This window comes from Stenotrophomonas sp. YJH_SMC_33, assembly GCF_059372295.1.
In genome coordinates this window covers 42300-59996 of the sequence record NZ_JCAFVJ010000016.1, presented here as the reverse complement: position 1 = coordinate 59996, position 17697 = coordinate 42300, and the positions used below count along the sequence as shown (strand labels likewise).

Below are 17697 nucleotides of genomic sequence, written 5' to 3'. Positions count from 1 at the left end.
AGTCTGCGCAGAATCAGAAAGAACCACGGCCCCGAAGGGCCGTGGTCGACAAGCGTCAGCAACGCGGGTGGATCAGAAGCGCTGCTGGTACTTCATGTACATGAAACGACCGATGTCGTAGCCACCGTAGTAGGAGAACGACGAGTTCGGCTTGCTGTACATCACCGGCGCTTCCTTGCCGAACACATTGTTCGCGCCCACCGACACGGTTGCATCCCACGGCAGGTTGTAGCGGAACTGCACGTCGTGGAAGGTCACCGCGCCGCGCTCGTTGTAAGCGGTCGGCGACTTCAGCCACGGAGCCAGGAAGGTCGGATCGGAGCATTCGTCCGCATACCGCGAGGCGTTGAGGCAGCGCTCCTTCACACCGGAGTAGTAGCGTGCCGTCCAGCTGACGCCGAAGTCACCCACATCCCAGCCCAGCACCAGGTTCGAGCGCACGCGGAACGCAAGGCTGGTGGCGGTGCCGATGGTGTTGGCCACGCCGTTGATCGGCGTGATCGCATCACGGACATCATTGGTGGAGCGGTAGACGTTCTTGCTCACATAGGTGCTGGTCCAGCCTGCGCTCAGCTTGCCGTAGCCGGTGTCGACGCGGTAGCTGACATCCAGGTCGTAACCTTCGGTCTCGGCGAAGCCGGCGTTGCGGTTGCCGAACTTCAGGCCGGTGACGATGCCGTTGGACGGGTCGCGGGTGAAGCGGCTGCAGCGCGATTCGATGCCCTGCTCATAGCAGTCCTTCAGGATCTGGTTCGGGCTGTCACCGACGATGGTGTTGTCGATGCGGATCTTCCACCAGTCCAGCGCCACGTTGAAGTTGCTGAGGAAGGTCGGGCTCCACACCAGGCCCAGCGTTTTGCTGGTCGAGGTCTCCGGAACCAGCAGCGGGTTGGAGCCGGACACGAACGGCGTCGGGGTGGCATCCTGCGCCGTGGTTACCGGCGTGTTGCCCTGCTTCAGCTGGCGGAAGTTGGCTGCATCGGCGATGTCACGTGCGCACCGTGCGCGGACTTCGGCACTGCCTTTGGCCGAGCCGAACACGGTGTCGCACGGGTCGCTGAACTGCGCGAAGGTTTCCGAACCACCACCGTACAGATCGTTGATGGTCGGTGCGCGGAAGCCCTCGGCCCAGGTACCACGGACCAGCAGCTGGTCGATCGGCTTCCACTTGAAGCCGAACTTGCTGTTGAGCGTGTTGCCGAAGGTGTTGTACTTGGAATAGCGGGTAGCGGCATTGAAGCTCAGCTCGCGTGCGCCGGGCAGGTCGGCCAGCACCGGCACGTTGAGTTCCAGGTAGGCTTCCTTCACGTTGTAGCTGCCACCGGTCGGGCCAGCGGCCAGGTTGGTGGTGGCACCGGTCTGGGCGAGAGCGTCGGGGGTGTAGCGGCCATCTTCCTTTCGGCTTTCCACACCGAAGGCGAAGCCCAGGTCGCCGGCCGGCAGGGTCAGGATGCTGCCGGACAGATTGGCGAACGCGTTCTTGGTGGTGGTCCGGCCGGTGGTGTGCTCCGCCGGGAACAGCCAGGCCATCAGCTCTTCATTGCCGGTCAGTCCGTTCGGATCGTTTCTGCCGTAGGGCACCAGCGGGTTCCACGGCGTGCAGCCGCTGATCACCGCGCCCGGACGGCCACACATCACCTTGCCGGTGGCCGGATCCAGGAACGACGGGCCCACGGCGTCGCGCACGCGCTTCTTGTGCAGGTTGCCGGTGGCGGTGGCGGTCAGCTCGTTGCGGTTGTACTGGTAGCCCACGTCCCAGTCGAAGTAGCGCTGGCCGATCTCGAAGCTGCCATCCAGCGACACTACCGCACGGTAGGTCTTCAGTTCGCTGGTGCTCACGCGCGGGATTTCCCAGGTGCGGCGGTTCCAGGCCACGTCGGTTGGCCTGGCATAGCCGTGCTGGGTGCCGAACGGGTTGAAGTAGCTGTCCTTGGACATCAGGCCGGTGGCGGTCGGGTCACCGGAGATGGACACCGAGCTGGACTGCAGCGGGTAGCCTGCAATCTGGCGCTCGGCCGAACGCTTGTTGTAGCCGAATTCGGTGCGCAGGTTGACCTGGTCGGTGATCTTGAAGCGACCGTCGAAGTACACCGAATCACGCTTGAGCGGATACATGACGTGCATCTGTTCGTTGGCGTTGCTGACGTCGCCGGTGAACGGGGTTGCGTCGGTCAGGTGGTAGTTGGCCGGGTTGGTCGGGTCAGCGCCGCGGTTGAGCGAGTAGCCACACCCCTGGGTGGCGTTGGTGCAGCCCGGGCCGCCCTTCAGGCCGGTAACCTGGCCCCACTGGCTCAGCGTGGTCCAGTTGGAGGCGTCGTTCGGGTGGCGGTCGCTCACGCCGTACTTGCTGAACCAGCGGTCCTTTGCCCAGACGCTCTTTTCTTCGGAGTGCTCCAGTGCCAGGGTCAGCGACACGCGATCGTTGCTCCAGCCGCCGACCACATCGAAGCGGTCACGGGCACCGTCGCCTTCGCTGTACTGGCCGTGGTAGACATTGGCGGTCACGCCGTTGACGTTGGAGCGGGTGATGATGTTGATCACGCCCGCCATCGCGTCGGAACCGTAGATGGCCGAGGCGCCGTCCTTCAGCACTTCAATGCGCTCCACCGCAGACACCGGCAGCGAGGACACGTCCTGGTAGCCGGAGGTGCTGATGCCCAGACGCTTGCCATTGACCAGCACCAGGGTGCGCTGCGCGCCCAGGTTGCGCATGTCGATGTAGGTGCCGCCGGTGTTCTCGCCAGCGCTCAGCGCGTTTGCGCGGCTGATCGCCGGGCTGCCCATCGCGGTGACGTTCTGCAGGATGTCGGCCACCGAGCTGAAGCCCTGGCGCTCGATGTCCAGCCGGCTCAGTGCCAGGACCGGCTGTGCGGTCTCCACGTCCACCTGGCGGATGCGCGAGCCAGTGATCTCGATGCGATCCAGGGTGGTCGGCGCGGCAGTGCTGCCACTCTGGGCGAACGCAGGCAGCGCGGCCAGCGTCGCAGTGGTTGCCAGGGCGTAGCGGATGGCCTGCCCCAGGGGGGTGGTGCGTGAAGTCATGACGAGCTCTCTCTCTCTCAGGTCGTGCAGGGACGCCAAAAGGGGCGTCGAAGAAATCGGTCGCCGATAAGCGGACCGATGACCCGATAGTAGTCTCGTTGGTTAAGCCTCTGTAAAGAGGATATGTCGGTTTGTACCAGCTTTCTTCATCAGATTTCACGAAAGCTCAACAAAAGCAGTCGCTTAGCGGTCACGCTGAATGCGCTTGCTCGACATGATCTGCTGCATCGCAGCAGATCTATGCGGGGCACGTGCGCGAACTGTAACGGTGTGTGACCTACTCCCCTCGTGGGGGCGCGGCGCTCAGGCCACGAACGGCCGGAACTGGATGCCCAGCCCGGCGATGCCATCGGTCTCGCCGATCAGGTCCGCGCGCAGCAGCGGCCGGGCATCGATGAAGGCCTGCGGCACGATCAGCGACAGGCGGTTGTCGTCGGCGGTCAGTTCCAGTGCCGGCAGCGGATCGTCCTCATGGGCACGGTTGAGCAGCACCGCCAGGCGCAGCAGGGCTGCCAGCCGGCGTGCGGTCAGCAGCAGGCGCTCGGGCAGGGCGTCGAAGGCGGTCTTGGTCACGCTGCGGCGGTGGCTGCGCACCAGCGCGGCCAGCATCTGCTGCTCCTGGCGCGAGAAGCCGGCGATATCCGAGTGCTCCAGCACATAGCTGCCGTGCACGTGGTAGCCGCTGTGCGCGATCATCAGGCCCAGCTCGTGCAGGCGCGCGGCCCAGCCGAGCATGCGCGCATCGTCGGCATCGAGCCTCCAGCGATCCTGCACCTGTTCCAGCAGCGACAGCGCGGTCTCCTGCACCCGCTCGGCCTGCACGGTATCGATGCCGTAGCGCTGGCTGAGTGCGGCCACCGATTCATCACGCAGGTCGTTCTCGCCGGCGCGGCCGACGATGTCATACAGGATGCCTTCGCGCATCGCGGCCTTGCTCACCAGCAGTTTCTGCAGGCCCAGCGCTTGGAACGCGGCTTCCAGTACCAGGATCCCGCCGGCGATGATCGGGCGGCGGTCGCTGGACAACCCGGGCAGCTGGATGTCGTCGATCTTCTTCGCCTTCAGCAGTTCATCGCGCAGCTGCGGCAGGGCCTCGGCGGTGATCGCGCCCTTGCTCAGCTTCATCGTTGCGCAGATCTCGCTGATCGCCTTGTGCGTGCCTGAAGAACCCAGGGCTTCCTGCCAGCCCAGCGCACGGTACTTGCTGGCGAAGGGCTGGAACTCACGGCCGATCTCGGCCAGCGCATCCTTCCAGCGCTTCTTGCTCAGCTTGCCGCCAGGGAAGAAACGCCGTGTGCTGGCGATGCAGCCGGCCTGCAGGCTTTCGCGCTCCAGGGTCTGCATGCCCATGCCGATGATGAATTCCGTGGAGCCGCCGCCGATATCGATCACCAGCCGGCGCTGGCCGGGCTTGGGTGGTTGCGCATGGGCCACGCCCAGGTAGATCAGGCGCGCTTCTTCGCGACCGCTGACCACTTCGATGGCATGCCCGAGCGCGGTTTCGGCGGGAACCAGGAACGACTGCGGCGAGCGCAGCTGGCGCACGGTGTTGGTGGCCAGCGCACGCACCCGGTGCGGCGGCACATTGCGGATGCGCTGGCCGAAGCGGGCCAGGCATTCCAGTGCACGTTGGCGTGCAGCGGAAGAGAGACCACCCTTGCCATCCAGGCCATCGGCCATGCGCACCGTCTCGCGCAGGCGGTCGATCACCCGCAGCTGACCGAGCGTGTAGCGCGCGATGACCATGTGGAAACTGTTGGAGCCAAGGTCGATGGCGGCCAGCAGGTCGCCATCCTGCAATGCGGGCGGAGTCGTGGTGGTATGCGGCATGGACGAATGTTAGCCGAAGGGGCGGTGTGCTCGTCACCGCGCGGCCTTCACATTTTGGAAGGAGGCGTGCAGCACGATGGCAAGGGGTCAGATCCCGCTGTGGGTGGGTGCCGACCGTTGGTCGGCACTGATCGAATCCCGACCAGCGGTCGGGATCCACCGGGGCAGGACTACAGCCCCTGCATCAATGCCATCTGCGCGGAATGCGGCGCTTCGTCGTGCGCCGGCGCGCGCTTGTGGTAGATGCCGTCGGCATCCAGTTCCCAGGCGTTGAGATTGTCGTCCAGGTAGTTCTGCAGCACTTCGCGATAGACCCGCTTGGCCAGCTCCGGGTCGAGGATCGGGAAGCAGGTCTCGACCCGGCGCAGCAGGTTGCGCTCCAGCCAGTCGGCGCTGGCGCAGTACATTTCCGGAGCGCCGTCGTTGCCGAACCAGTAGACGCGGCTGTGTTCCAGGAAGCGGCCGACGATCGAGCGCACGCGGATGTTGTCCGAGATGCCCGGCACACCCGGGCGCAGGGTGCAGGCGCCGCGGATGATCAGGTCGATCTGCACGCCGGCCTGCGAGGCCGCGTACAGGGCGCGCACCACCTGCGGTTCGTTCAACGCGTTCATCTTGGCGATGATCCGCGCCGGGCGGCCGGCGGCGGCGATGCGCGTCTCGCGCTCGATGCGGCCGAGGATGCCGGTATGCAGAGTGAAGGGCGACTGCAGCAGGCGCTTGAGCTTCATCTTCGAGGCGAGGCCGGACAGCTGCTGGAACAGCAGGTGCACGTCGTTGCCGATGTCCGGGTCAGCCGTGATCAGGCTGATGTCGGTGTACGCGCGGGCGGTACCGCTGTGGTAGTTGCCGGTGCCCAGGTGGACGTAGCGGCGCAGTTTGCGGCCTTCGCGGCGCACGATCAGCAGCATCTTGGCGTGGGTCTTGTAGCCGACCACGCCGTACACCACCTGCACGCCGGCCTCCTGCAGGCGATCAGCCAGGCCCAGGTTGGCTTCCTCGTCGAAGCGCGCGCGCAGTTCAACCACCACGGTCACGTCCTTGCCGTTGCGCGCGGCCTGGATCAGTGCATCGACGATCAGCGAATCCTTGCCGGTGCGGTACAGGGTCTGCTTGATCGCCAGCACGTTCGGATCGATCGCCGCCTGCCGGATCAGGTCCAGCACCGCGGTGAAGGCATCGAACGGATGGTGCAGCAGCAGGTCCTGGCGTGTCACTGTCTCGAAGATGCCGTCGCTGTCGCGCAGGGTGCGCGGGGTCATCGGCGGGTACTTCAGGTCCGGCTGCGCGATCAGGTCGTACAGCTGGATGATGCGGTTGAGGTTGACCGGGCCATCAATGCGGTAGACCGCGTTCTCGGTCAGGCCGAAATTCTGCAGCAGGGTGCGCACGATCTCACGCGGCATGTCGTGGGCGATCTCCAGGCGCACCGCCGGCCGGTAGCCGCGGTCCACCAGCTCGTCGCGCAGCGCCAGCGCCAGGTTTTCCACTTCCTCCTCATCCACCACCAGCTCGGAGTTGCGGGTAACGCGGAACTGGTAGGCGCCCTGGACTTCCATGCCCGGGAACAGCTCATCGACGAAGGTGGACAGCACCGACGACAGGAACACGAAATTCTGTGATCCGCCCAGCTTTTCCGGCAGCTGGATGATGCGCGGCAGTGAGCGCGGCGCACGCACGATGGCCAGGTGGCCGGCGCGGCCGAACGCGTCGGTGCCTTTGAGCACCACCACGATATTCAGCGACTTGTTGAGGATCTTCGGGAACGGATGCACCGGGTCCAGGCCCAGCGGCGACAGCACCGGCATGATCTCGTTGCGGAAATAGGCGCGCAACCAGCGCCTTTGCCTATCGGTCCAGGAATGGCGGCCGAGCACGCCGATGCCGGCGTCCATCAGCGCCGGGCGCAGCGTCTCGTTCCAGCAGCGGTACTGCTGGTCCACCAGTTCGGCGGCGCGGTCATGAATGGCGCTGAGGATGGCCTGCGGGCTCATCCCGTCCGGTGCCGGCGGCAGGCCGAACTCCTGCGCGTGGCGCACGGCGGCGGCGCGGATCTCGAAGAACTCGTCGAGGTTGGTGCAGGAGATGCACATGAAGCGCAGGCGCTCCAGCAGCGGCACCTGCGGGTCCATCGCCTGGGCCAGCACGCGGAAGTTGAAATCCAGCTGCGACAGCTCACGGTTGATGTACAGCGCCGGGTCGCGCAACGGATCGTTGTCCGGGCTCACGGGGAGGGGGAGGGATCCGAGGCTGCTCATGGCGTCATTCTTCGATGGAGGTCAGGGGGGCGGACTCGCGCGGGCGCACGTGGTCGGCATCGAAATGGCAGGAGAACACCGAGCCCTTGCCGACTTCGCTTTCGATCTCCAGCCGTGCGTGGTGCAGGCCGAGGATGTGCTTGACGATCGACAGGCCCAGTCCGGTACCGCCACTCTCGCGTGAGCGGCTGCTGGAAACCCGGTAGAAGCGTTCGGTCAGGCGCGGCAGGTGCGTGGCGGGAATGCCGTAGCCGGAATCGCGCACGGCCAGCACGGCGCCGTCGCCCTCGCGGCGGAACTCCACCGCGATGCGGCCACCGGCCGGGGTGTAGCGCACCGCGTTGGTGACCAGGTTGGAGAAGGCGCTGTGCAGCTCCTTGGTCGAGCCCTGCAGGTCGACGCCGGCCAGATCGTCGATGCTGATCTGGTGGCGGCCCTGGCTGTGCGCTTCGGCCTCGCGGCGCAGGGTTGCCAGCATCGGCTGCATGGCCACGGTCTCTTCCTCGCTGTGTTCCTGCGATTCCAGGCGCGACAGCGTCAGCAGGTCTTCCACCAGCTGGGCCATGCGCTGGCTCTGCTTGCGCATTTCCTCCAGCATCGGTCCGGTTCCCGGGAAATCCTCCGGGTCCATCATGTCCAGGTAGCCGTGGACCACGGTGAGCGGCGTGCGCAGTTCGTGTGAAACATTGGCCACGAAGTCGCGGCGCACCTGTTCCAGGCGAAGCAGCTTGCTGACGTCACGCGCGATCAGCAGCCAGTAATCCGACGAATAGGGAATCAGGCGCAGGTTCAGGCGGATCGCCGGGTCGACCGGCGAGGGCACGTCCAGGATCGGCTCGGCGTTGCGGCCACCGGCCAGCCAGTGCGCCAGTGGCATTGGCTGCAGGCGTTCGACCAGGGCCTCGCCAAGGTCGCCGGGATGGTGCAGGCCGAGCAGGGCGGTAGCCGCTTCGTTGAACCACTGCACGCGCTGGCTGTTGCGGTCCAGCACCACCACCGCATCGGGAAGCGCGGCGGCAGCGGCGCGGTAGCTGCGCAGCATGTCCAGCAGGCGGCGCTTGCGTACGCGCATTTCCACCTGGTTGCGGTACAGCAGGCGGTCCAGCTCGTTCCAGACGCCGCTGCCTTCCTCGGCAGTGTCCCAGCGCTGGCGCGCGGTCAGCCGCCGCAGCACGCTGCGCAGCCGCCAGTAGTGCCAGGCCAGGGTGGCCAGCGCGCCCAGTGCGATGCACAGCCACAGATGCCCCGAGAGCCACCCCACCAGTCCGGCGAACAGCAGCACCGCGGCAACGGTGGCCAGGGTCTTCAACCAGGCAGAGCGGATGTGGCGGGGCATTGCGATCTCGTCGTTGAGGTGCGGCGGTTCACTGGGGTGAACCGAGGGTTATAGCAGAGTTGCCGGCGCCGGCACCCGCAGGTGCTTGGCGCCGGCACGACGAGACTCAGGTGGCAGTGGAGAAACGGTAGCCGGCGCCGCGCACGGTCTGCACCATGTTCTCGGCGTTGAACGGTTCCAGCGTCTTGCGCAGGCGGCGGATGTGCACGTCGATGGTGCGCTCCTCCACGTACACGCTGCCGCCCCACACATGGTCCAGCAGCTGGGCGCGGGTATAGACGCGCTCCGGGTGGGTCATGAAGAAGTGCAGCAGGCGGTATTCGGTCGGGCCGATCGGCACCGGCTGGTCATTGGCGAATACGCGATGCGCCGCGCCATCGATGCGGATCGGGCCGACCGCCACGCTGCCGTCCTCGTCGTCCTCGCGGGCGCGGCGCATCACCGCGCGGATACGGGCCAGCAGTTCGCGCGCCGAGAACGGCTTGACCACATAGTCGTCGACGCCGGCTTCAAGGCCGCCAACGCGGTCGTTCTCTTCGCCGCGCGCGGTCAGCATGATGATCGGCACTTCGCGGGTCAGCGTTTCCTTGCGCCAGCGACGGGCCAGGTCCAGGCCACTCGTACCGGGCAGCATCCAGTCCAGCAGGATCAGGTCGGGGACGCGGTCGGCGATCGCAGTCTGGGCCTCCCGGGCATCGCCGGCGTGGACCGGTTCGTAATCGCCCTTGCGAAGGGCGAAGGCGACCATTTCACGGATCGCGGGCTCGTCATCGACGATCAGGATGCGTTTCTGCACGAGGACACCGTAGGGCTCGGTTACTGGAGTGGTGCCAGTAGACTACGGTTTGATGACATGTTTGTGACTACCCGGCCTGGAACCGGCTGGGACTGCCATCGGCCGGTCATGCAGCGCTCAGCGCCGGTCCAGGTCCGGATCCTGCACACCCTGGCGGCGCAGCTCCAGCACGGTCGGGGTGATCGATTCGATGCGCGCGTCAACCCGCGCACGGCCGATGTAATCCAGTGCCGGGTTGCGCTTGAGCGCCTGCAACTGCAGCAGCGCCTGCTCCGGCCGTCCGCTGAGGAAGGCCGCCTCGGCATAGGCCTCGCTGGCACGCACGCTGTCGCCGGCCAGCTCGCTGGCGCGGGCATATCGCTGCTGGAAGACCGGATCGTTACCGCTTTGCGACAGCAGGGGCCGCAGCATGGCCTGCGCGCGCTGGCCGGCCTCGCGGGTACCCTGTTCGTTCAGGATCTCGGCATAGGTCAGTGCCACCGGGCGGCTGTTGGGGTGCTGGCGCAGCAACTGCTCGAAGCGGCTGTTGGCCTGGGCGGCCTGGCCGGCCCGTGACTCCGCTTCGCCCAGCGCCAGCGCCAGCCACAGGTTGTCCGGCCGGGCCTGCAGCAGGCCGGCCAGGGTCTGCCGGGCCTGGGTGGCGCCGGCGCGACCGCCGCGCATCACAGCCAGCGCCTGGCCATAGCGCTGGGCATCGTTGAGGCCGTCCTCCTGGCGCTTGGCCAGGTCGGCATACTCGCGTTCCAGCTCGGGCGCGGAGTCCGCGCTGAGCACGCGCAGGCGCTCGCGCGCCCAGTCGAAGTCGCCACTGGCGCCGCGGCTGAGCTGGCCCATCGGGATGCGCAGCACGTTGCTGGGCAGCAGCGGGTTGTTTCCGCGCAGCAGGGGCTCGGCCAGGCTGGGGTCGGCCGGGTCCACGCGCTCCCTGCGCTCGCCGCTGGGGGTGGTGGTGGTCAGCAGCACCGTGTCCTTCTTCATCTGCTCGGCGCGGGCCTTGGCCTCGCTGATGCGGGTGATGTTGACCGGGTGGGTGCGCAGGAACTCGGGCACGCTGTAGCCGCCTTCGTTGCCGCGCATCGCCGATGCCATCCGTTCGAAGAAGCCGGCCATGGCATCCACGTCGTAGCCGCTGCGCGACAGCGTGCGGATGCCGAGGCGGTCGGCCTCGGACTCGTTGGAACGGGTGTAGTTGATCTGCCGCTGCTGCATCAGGCCCATGCCGGAACTGATCGCGGCCATGGTCGCGTTGCCGGAGGACGTGCTGTTGCTGGCCTGCGCGGCCACCACCGCCGCCAGCATGCCCAGCAGGATCGGGATCTGGTCGCGCTGGGCGCGCTCTACCCCGCGCAGCACGTGCTGCTGGGTAACGTGGGCGATTTCGTGGGACAGCACCGCGGCCACCTCGTCCTCGCGCTCGGCGGTCAGCACCAGGCCGGCATTGACCCCGATGTAGCCGCCGAGGGTGGCGAAGGCGTTGATCTGCCGGTCCTTCATCACGAAGAAGGTATAGGGCTGCCGTGGCTGGTCACTGTTGGAGCCGAGCCGGGTACCCATGGTCTGCAGCCAGTCGTTCACCAGCGGGTCGTCCAGCAGGTAGCCATAGTTGCGCAGCTCGCGCAGCATCATCGCGCCGTACTCGGCCTGGCGGGCCGGGGTCAGCAGTTCACCGGCCGAGGAGCCGATGTCGGGCAGCTTCTCCTGGGCCTGGGCCAGCGGCACGGCCAGGGCCAGGGTGACGGCGGTAGTCAGCAGCAGGGCTCGCAAGCAGGGGGTCCTCGGGCGGGGCGCGCCAAGCGTGGCAGGGCAGGGGGCAACCATTCGTTAATCCACAGTGTTGCGGCCGTGGCGTGGAAATTCCAGCGCACCGGTACCATATGTAGACCGTCGATCCATCGTGGAGTTTCCCGTGACAGCCCAGACCGCCGGCGGTGCCCCCGCCATCACCATCTATTCCACCGCCGTCTGCCCGTACTGCGTGGCCGCCAAGAACTTCCTGAAGAGCAAGGGCCAGCAGTGGACCGAGGTCCGCATCGACCTGGACCCGGCCGAGCGGGAGAAGATGGTGGCCAAGACCCGCCGTACCAGCGTGCCGCAGATCTTCGTCGGCGACGTCCATGTCGGCGGCTACGACGACATGATGGCCCTGCACCGTGAAGGCAAGCTCGAGCCGCTGCTGGCCGGGCAGGGTCAGGCATGAGCGCGGCCGACGACGGCAGCAAGGACCGCATCGCCGAGTTCACCGACTTCCGCAAGCGCATGAACGAACGCATCCTGGGCGAACCGAACCAGGTGGTGCGGCGCTTTTTCGCGCTGGACACGCAGACCTACCAGGCCGGCGCGCTGGACGTGAAGACCAAGGAACTGCTGGGCCTGGTGGCTTCGATGGTGCTGCGCTGCGACGACTGCATCAGCTACCACGTGGCCCAGTGCAAGGACGCCGGGGTGACCCGCGAAGAGTTCTTCGAGACCTTCTCGGTCGGCCTGGTGGTCGGCGGTTCCATCGTGATCCCGCACCTGCGCCGCGCGGTCGACTTCCTCGACCAGCTCGAAGGCGGCGCCGCCCCGCCAGCCGCGCACGAGCACTGAGGGGCGTGCTGGCCGCGGGCCGGCATCACCTGAACCCGACATGGCCGCGGTTGCCGGCCAGCGGACCTGCGAGGGGGCTTTCCCGGCAATCCAACAGCCCAGGCGCCCCCTTGTTGTTCAAGGGGGCGCGCCGACAGGCGCGGGGATAAGGTGGAATGCGCGGGCAATTCTGCCTGAGCCGGGGACTGGGACCATGGTCTATTTGGGACCTCGGCCCCGGCTCAGGCATAATTGCCGGTGAAACTTCCTTTGCGCCGGCGTTTCCGGGCACGTCCGGACGGCGTTTTTCCCCCTGTTCGGAACATCGATCAATGACGCAGAAAATTACGGTCATCCGCGGCGACGGCATTGGCCCGGAAATCATGGACGCCACCCTGTTCGTGCTCGACCAGCTCAAGACTGGCCTGGAGTACGAAGACGCTGACGCCGGCCTGGTGGCCCTGGAAAAGCACGGCGACCTGATGCCGGCGGTGACCCTGGAATCGATCGCGCGCAACAAGGTCGCGCTGAAGAGCCCGCTGACCACCCCGGTCGGTGGTGGCTTCACCTCGATCAACGTCAGCCTGCGCCGCCATTTCGATCTGTACGCCAACGTGCGTCCGGCCCACACCTTCCCGAACACCAAGTCGCGTTTCGACAACGTCGACCTGATCACCGTTCGTGAGAACACCGAAGGTGCCTACCTGGCCGAAGGCCAGGAAGTGTCTGCCGACGGCGAGACCGCGTTCTCCGGCACCCGCATCACCCGCAAGGGCTCCGAGCGCATCGTGCGCTACGCCTTCGAGCTGGCCAAGAGCACCGGCCGCAAGAAGGTCACCGCCGTGCACAAGGCCAACATCATCAAGTCGACCTCGGGCCTGTTCCTGAACGTCGCCCGTGAAGTGGCCGCGCAGTACCCGGACATCGAATTCCAGGAAATGATCGTCGACAACTGCTGCATGCAGCTGGTGATGCGTCCGGAACAGTTCGACGTGATCGTCACCACCAACCTGTTCGGCGACATCATCTCCGACCTGTGCGCCGGCCTGGTCGGCGGCCTGGGCCTGGCCCCGGGTGCCAACATCGGCAAGGACGCGGCGATCTTCGAAGCCGTGCACGGCACCGCGCCGGACATCGCCGGCCAGGGCAAGGCCAATCCGTGCGCGCTGCTGCTGGCAGCCGCGCAGATGCTGGACCACATTGGCCAGCCGGAAAACGCCGAACGCCTGCGCAAGGCCATCGTGGCGACCATGGAAGCCAAGGATTCGCTGACCGGCGACCTGGGCGGTACCGGTACCACCATGAGCTTTGCCAAGGCAATTGCCAGCCGCCTGTAAGCGGCCGGCCGACCTCGGTCGGATCCACAGCGGGGCGCCTTCGGGTGCCCCGTTGCGTTTTCCGGTAGATCCACGCCATGCGTGGATGACGGAATGATCGGTTGTGCGGTTTTCGCACAGGTCATGTGCCCCCGCACGGCTGGTTCGTGCGCCAATCGCTCCGCATCCTGTGCCCCACACCCACCGCACAGGAACCCTCCCATGAACCTCACCGCCTTCGGCCTGGCCAGCCTGATCGGCATGACAGCCACCATCCCGGTTGCTGCCGCCGAGCCGGCCCATCCCACCATCCGCCATATGGCGGGCGCGCCGGTCGCGGCCTCGCTGGATGCGGCGAAGACTGCGGTGTTGGTGATCGACTTCCAGAACGAGTACTTCGACGCCAGCGCCGCGCCGGGCTTCGCCGGTGGCCGCATGGTCATTCCCGATGGCGTGGCCGCACTGCGCCAGGCCAAGCGGGTGGTCGCGTTCGCCAATGCCCACGGCATCCGCGTGATCCACGTGCAGCATGTGTTGCCGGCCGGCGCACCGCTGTTCGCGCTGGGCAGCGTCAATGCCGACTTCCATCGCGACCTGCAGCCGCGCAAGGGCGAGACCGTGGTGCAGAAGGACAACGTCAGCGTGTTCGCTGGCAGCTCGGCCTCGGTGCTCGACACGGTGCTGAAGCATGCCGGTATCGACACCCTTATCGTCACCGGCCTGCAGACCCATGCCTGCGTCGCCGGTGCTGCGCGCGACGCAGCGGCCGCACCACGTGGCTACCGGGTGATCGTCTCGTCCGACGCCAGCGCCAGCCGCGACCTGGACCTGGCCGGTGGCCAGCGCATCGGCCATCGCGCGCTGCATGACGCCTCGCTGGCGCAGATCGAAGACGCGTTCGGGAATGTCATGAGTACCGACGCGATCCTGGCGTTGCCGGTGCGCAAGGCTGGCGACGGCGCTTGATAAGCTGGCGGGGCCCGCATGCCGTGGGCACCGCAACGTGGAGCCACTAGCCGATGGATCACCTCGCCGCCCTGCGTGCGCTGCGCGCCATCGTTGACGCGGGCAGTTTCACCGCGGCCGCTGAACGCCTGGGAACCACCCACTCGGCGATGTCACGGCAGTTGCGCCAGCTGGAAGAACATCTGCAGGTTCGCTTGCTCGATCGCAACAGCCGCCGGCTGTCATTGACCGAGGCCGGGCGCGACTACTATCGCGAGGCGGCAACGCTGCTGGACCGCCTGCAGGAGGCGGACGATCGTGCCCGCGCCGGGCAGGCGCAACCCCGTGGCAGGGTGCGGATCAGCGTGCCGCAGGTGGTGGCCAGCCAGGAGCTGCCGCATTGGTTGCCGTCCTTCCTGCAGCGCTACCCGCAGGTCGCGCTGGATCTGTCGGCCGATGATCAGCTCGTCGATGTCGTCGGTGGTGGCTTTGACCTGGCGCTGCGTATTGCAGCCTCGCTACCGGACAGCCAGCTGGTCGCGCGCGAGCTGGCCAGCTGCCCGCGCATCCTGGTCGCCGCACCGGCCTACCTGGCGCGTCATGGCCTGCCACGTCAGCCGTCGGACCTTGCGCAGCACGCGCTGCTGGGGTTCAGTCCTGCAGCGGCGATGTCGCCCTGGCAGCTGCAGGGGCCGCGCGGCGCCAGCGCGAGCATCGAGGCCGGGCAACGCCTGCGGGTGGATGCAACGCCGGCGCTGTATGCCGCCGCGCTGGCGGGCATGGGCATCAGCCTGTTCACCGCACTGACCGTGCAGGAAGACCTGCGCGCCGGTCGTTTGATCCGTGTGCTGCCCGCCTGGCACGCCGGGCAGCGGCGCTACTTCGCGCTGTATCCGCATGCGCGGGCGCTGGCGCCGAAAGTGCGCGCGCTGGTCGAGCACCTTGCGGCGCACTACGCTGCACAGGTGGGCGCGACTGGCTAGCCGGGAAATGCAGCGATGCGCAACAAAGAGAAAAGGGCGCCCAGAAGGCGCCCTTTGTCGTTTATGGCTCTATCCGGTTCAGCGCTGCTGGATCTTCGACAGCAGGCGCAGGAACTCTACATATAGCCAGACCAGGGTCACCATCAGGCCGAATGCGCCATACCACTCCATGTACTTCGGCGCGCGCTGGGCGACACCGGTCTCGATGAAGTCGAAGTCCAGCACCAGATTCAGCGCGGCCACGACCACCACGAACAGGCTGAAGGCGATGCCCAGCCAGCCGGAGTCATGGATCACCGGCACGTTGATGTTGAAGAAGCCCAGCACGAACGAGGCCAGGTAGAGCAGGGCGATGCCGCCAGTGGCCGCGATCACGCCCAGCTTGAAGTTCTCGGTGGCCTTGATCAGGCCGCTGCGGTACGCGAACAGCAGCGCGAACAGGGTGCCGAAGGTCAGCAGCACGGCCTGGAACACGATGCCGGGGAACTTGGCGTTGAACACGGCCGAGATGGCGCCGAGGAACAGGCCTTCCACCAGCGCGTACATCGGCGCGGTGACCGGCGACCATTCCTTCTTGAAGACGGTGATCAGCGCCAGCACGAGGCCGCCGATGGCGCCGCCCATGGCATACAGCTTGGCTCCGGCCATGACCTGGCCATAGTCATCGATGGTCTGGTTCCAGGCGAAAGCGGCCGTCAGCACGGTCAACAGCAACAGGAAGCCGGTCTTGTTGACGGTGCCGTTGAGGGTCATTGCCTGGTCGGGGCTGGTCACCACCGAGCCGCTGGCGAGGTCGAGGAAGGTCGACTCGGAAAGAGCCGGATTGCCGCTGCGCATGCGTGTTCTCCGTGCGAATGAAAGGTCGGGACGGCCGTCCGGCCGATGTCTGCGAGCATAGCCGATGACCACGCACGGCGCCGTGGCGGTTTCATGGCTGGTCTCGCCTGCGTTGACAGCTCACGATGTGCTTGGCCACAATGAACGACTCCCCGGGCCTGGCCCGAGGGGATTGCAAGACCGGGGTATAGCGCAGTCTGGTAGCGCGCCTGCTTTGGGAGCAGGATGTCGGGGGTTCGAATCCCTCTACCCCGACCAATCCCACGTCACGTCGGATTGGACACCGTTCCGGTTCGGGCGCCCGTAGCTCAACTGGATAGAGCACCGGCCTTCTAAGCCGGCGGTTACAGGTTCGATTCCTGTCGGGCGCGCCATCGGCGAGTAACGGGATCGCATCGGCCGATGTGAAGAAGTGCTTGCAAAAGCGTAAAGACTCCACCAGAATATCGGACTCGCTTCGGCGGACCGGAACTTCGGTGACAGTCTCCAGGCAAAGGTTTCAGTTCCGTCGCCAGCCGCATCGGCAGGAACAAGCGTTTCAGTGGTGGCTGTAGCTCAGTTGGTTAGAGTACCGGATTGTGATTCCGGTGGTCGGGGGTTCGAATCCCCTCAGCCACCCCACTGTTTCAACCGTGCCGGCGCAGCCGAAACGGTATTGCAATAAGAAGAATGCACGCTACAATGTGCGTCTGAGTTTCACGGGCCGTTAGCTCAGTTGGTAGAGCAGTTGACTCTTAATCAATAGGTCCAAGGTTCGAATCCTTGACGGCCCACCAAGACAGAAGCCACCTGGTACGCCAGGTGGCTTTTTTCTTATAAGTGTGACTCCTTCATTTGGATGGATCACGCGTTGCAGGCCCCGCTCGGCGCGGATCTGCAACGGCAGCGGGATCGCAGTGCTGGTTTCAACGGCGTTGAAAAAAGTGCTTGCACCCACCGAGCGGATCGGGTCATAATTCGCGCCCCGATTTCGGGCTGTTAGCTCAGTTGGTAGAGCAGTTGACTCTTAATCAATAGGTCCAAGGTTCGAATCCTTGACAGCCCACCAGACGAAAGCCACTTGGTTCGCCAAGTGGCTTTTTTCTTGTCTGCGCGCCGGGTTGAGCGTGCGGATGCCTGCACGCCCGGTCGCACGTCATCCATGAATGGCGTGGATCTACTGAAGCGATGCTGAAATCAGGGGCATACGCGTCATCAGTGTTTTCAATGCTGTGCGCTGCTTCTCACCGCGTCGTGTCCTGTATCGCACCCAATGGATCTTCCGCGCCAGTGGCGCATGCACGAAGGAAGATGTTGATGGCTGATATCAATCGATTGCACCGCACGCTGTGGGTTCCCTTCGCGTTGCTGGCACTGGCGGCCTGCACGCCGGCCAACGATCCCGCGCAGACCGTCGAACGCGATGCTGGCACCGAGAGCGCTCCGGCGCGCCCGGTGGGTGAGGCGATGCAGATGCAGCCGGCTCAGCCCGCGGAAGGGAAGGCCCTGCCCGACGCGGTAAACGTGCAGCGCAATGCGGATGGTTCGGTGGACGTGCGCAAGGCCACGCCGGAGTCGGCGGCACTGCGGCGCACCGAAGACGGGGGCGTGGAGATCCGCAAGGTGGATCCTGCGGCCGAGTCGGGGTCCGATACGGCGCCGGCCAAGGCCAGGCCGCAGCAGTGAACCCTGCCACCCCGGATCAGCTTGCGCTCCCCGGGGTGGTCCAACGCGCGCGCCGCGCGATCGCCATGTTCAGTTTTGTGCAGGCCTTCCGATTCCTGCCATCGCCTGCGACAATGAACGCCTG

General features: G+C 66.1%; 13 protein-coding genes and 5 tRNA genes. 11 read left to right on the top strand and 7 right to left on the bottom strand.

The genetic code is table 11. From position 1 onward, the window contains the following. Positions 1-72: 72 nt before the first annotated feature. The 6 genes from AC5P9W_RS18330 to AC5P9W_RS18305 form a co-directional block, all read right to left on the bottom strand. A complete protein-coding gene (locus AC5P9W_RS18330; protein WP_021202983.1) occupies positions 73-3042 on the bottom strand; it encodes a TonB-dependent receptor domain-containing protein in 2970 nt (989 codons plus the stop codon). Positions 3043-3345: 303 nt separating this feature from the next. Beyond that, positions 3346-4872, bottom strand: coding sequence for an exopolyphosphatase (gene ppx / locus AC5P9W_RS18325; protein WP_019659539.1), 1527 nt, complete (start codon positions 4870-4872; stop codon positions 3346-3348). A gap of 170 nt (positions 4873-5042) precedes the next feature. Next, positions 5043-7130, bottom strand: coding sequence for a polyphosphate kinase 1 (gene ppk1 / locus AC5P9W_RS18320; RefSeq protein WP_019659538.1), 2088 nt, complete (start codon positions 7128-7130; stop codon positions 5043-5045). A 4-nt stretch (positions 7131-7134) separates the two neighbouring features. Further along, the gene (gene phoR, locus AC5P9W_RS18315) at positions 7135-8466 is read right to left on the bottom strand and encodes a phosphate regulon sensor histidine kinase PhoR (protein WP_019659537.1); all 1332 of its coding nucleotides are present in this window, start codon (positions 8464-8466) and stop codon (positions 7135-7137) included. Positions 8467-8572: 106 nt separating this feature from the next. Then, positions 8573-9262, bottom strand: a complete 690-nt coding sequence (phoB, locus tag AC5P9W_RS18310; RefSeq protein ID WP_005408258.1) for a phosphate regulon transcriptional regulator PhoB — start codon at positions 9260-9262, stop codon at positions 8573-8575. A 117-nt stretch (positions 9263-9379) separates the two neighbouring features. Next, on the bottom strand, positions 9380-11026 hold the full coding sequence (locus tag AC5P9W_RS18305) for a M48 family metalloprotease (RefSeq protein WP_111104129.1): 1647 nt from the start codon (positions 11024-11026) through the stop codon (positions 9380-9382). Between the two features lie 142 nt (positions 11027-11168). Between AC5P9W_RS18305 and grxC the strand changes: the two genes are divergently transcribed. The 5 genes from grxC to AC5P9W_RS18280 all read left to right on the top strand — a co-directional run bounded on the left by grxC (position 11169) and on the right by AC5P9W_RS18280 (position 15071). Beyond that, positions 11169-11459 (top strand): glutaredoxin 3, encoded by a 291-nt coding sequence (gene grxC, locus AC5P9W_RS18300; protein ID WP_019659535.1) that lies wholly within the window; start codon positions 11169-11171, stop codon positions 11457-11459. Next, a complete protein-coding gene (locus AC5P9W_RS18295) occupies positions 11456-11848 on the top strand; it encodes a carboxymuconolactone decarboxylase family protein (RefSeq protein ID WP_180878952.1) in 393 nt (130 codons plus the stop codon). Before grxC ends, AC5P9W_RS18295 begins: the two co-directional genes overlap by 4 nt. A gap of 311 nt (positions 11849-12159) precedes the next feature. Next, positions 12160-13164: an isocitrate dehydrogenase gene (locus AC5P9W_RS18290; RefSeq protein WP_012479261.1), complete on the top strand. Its 1005-nt coding sequence runs from the start codon at positions 12160-12162 to the stop codon at positions 13162-13164. 201 nt (positions 13165-13365) lie between these two features. Beyond that, positions 13366-14109 carry a cysteine hydrolase family protein gene (locus tag AC5P9W_RS18285; RefSeq protein ID WP_111103528.1) on the top strand — a complete coding sequence of 248 codons (744 nt, stop codon included), beginning with the start codon at positions 13366-13368 and terminating at the stop codon, positions 14107-14109. Positions 14110-14162: 53 nt separating this feature from the next. Beyond that, on the top strand, positions 14163-15071 hold the full coding sequence (locus AC5P9W_RS18280) for a LysR family transcriptional regulator (RefSeq protein ID WP_478434459.1): 909 nt from the start codon (positions 14163-14165) through the stop codon (positions 15069-15071). A 78-nt stretch (positions 15072-15149) separates the two neighbouring features. Here the strand turns inward: AC5P9W_RS18280 and AC5P9W_RS18275 are convergent, their stop codons facing one another. Beyond that, positions 15150-15908: a Bax inhibitor-1/YccA family protein gene (locus AC5P9W_RS18275; protein ID WP_021202979.1), complete on the bottom strand. Its 759-nt coding sequence runs from the start codon at positions 15906-15908 to the stop codon at positions 15150-15152. Positions 15909-16089: 181 nt separating this feature from the next. Between AC5P9W_RS18275 and AC5P9W_RS18270 the strand changes: the two genes are divergently transcribed. From AC5P9W_RS18270 to AC5P9W_RS18245, 6 genes are all read left to right on the top strand, one after another. Beyond that, positions 16090-16166, top strand: a tRNA-Pro gene (locus AC5P9W_RS18270). Between the two features lie 39 nt (positions 16167-16205). Beyond that, positions 16206-16282 (top strand) — tRNA-Arg (locus AC5P9W_RS18265). A gap of 170 nt (positions 16283-16452) precedes the next feature. Next, positions 16453-16529: transfer RNA gene (locus AC5P9W_RS18260), tRNA-His, on the top strand. Between the two features lie 79 nt (positions 16530-16608). Then, positions 16609-16684 (top strand) — tRNA-Lys (locus AC5P9W_RS18255). A gap of 196 nt (positions 16685-16880) precedes the next feature. Further along, positions 16881-16956: transfer RNA gene (locus AC5P9W_RS18250), tRNA-Lys, on the top strand. A gap of 248 nt (positions 16957-17204) precedes the next feature. Continuing rightward, positions 17205-17573, top strand: a complete 369-nt coding sequence (locus AC5P9W_RS18245) for a hypothetical protein (RefSeq protein ID WP_180877880.1) — start codon at positions 17205-17207, stop codon at positions 17571-17573. Positions 17574-17697: the final 124 nt, after the last annotated feature.

Coding starts and splice junctions, on each gene's coding strand:
- AC5P9W_RS18330 (WP_021202983.1), bottom strand. CDS start 3,042: ATGACTTCACGCACCACCCCCCTGGGGCAGGCCATCCGCTACGCCCTG.
- ppx (WP_019659539.1), bottom strand. CDS start 4,872: ATGCCGCATACCACCACGACTCCGCCCGCATTGCAGGATGGCGACCTG.
- ppk1 (WP_019659538.1), bottom strand. CDS start 7,130: ATGAGCAGCCTCGGATCCCTCCCCCTCCCCGTGAGCCCGGACAACGAT.
- phoR (WP_019659537.1), bottom strand. CDS start 8,466: ATGCCCCGCCACATCCGCTCTGCCTGGTTGAAGACCCTGGCCACCGTT.
- AC5P9W_RS18295 (WP_180878952.1), top strand. CDS start 11,456: ATGAGCGCGGCCGACGACGGCAGCAAGGACCGCATCGCCGAGTTCACC.
- AC5P9W_RS18290 (WP_012479261.1), top strand. CDS start 12,160: ATGACGCAGAAAATTACGGTCATCCGCGGCGACGGCATTGGCCCGGAA.
- AC5P9W_RS18285 (WP_111103528.1), top strand. CDS start 13,366: ATGAACCTCACCGCCTTCGGCCTGGCCAGCCTGATCGGCATGACAGCC.
- AC5P9W_RS18280 (WP_478434459.1), top strand. CDS start 14,163: ATGGATCACCTCGCCGCCCTGCGTGCGCTGCGCGCCATCGTTGACGCG.
- AC5P9W_RS18275 (WP_021202979.1), bottom strand. CDS start 15,908: ATGCGCAGCGGCAATCCGGCTCTTTCCGAGTCGACCTTCCTCGACCTC.
- AC5P9W_RS18245 (WP_180877880.1), top strand. CDS start 17,205: ATGGCTGATATCAATCGATTGCACCGCACGCTGTGGGTTCCCTTCGCG.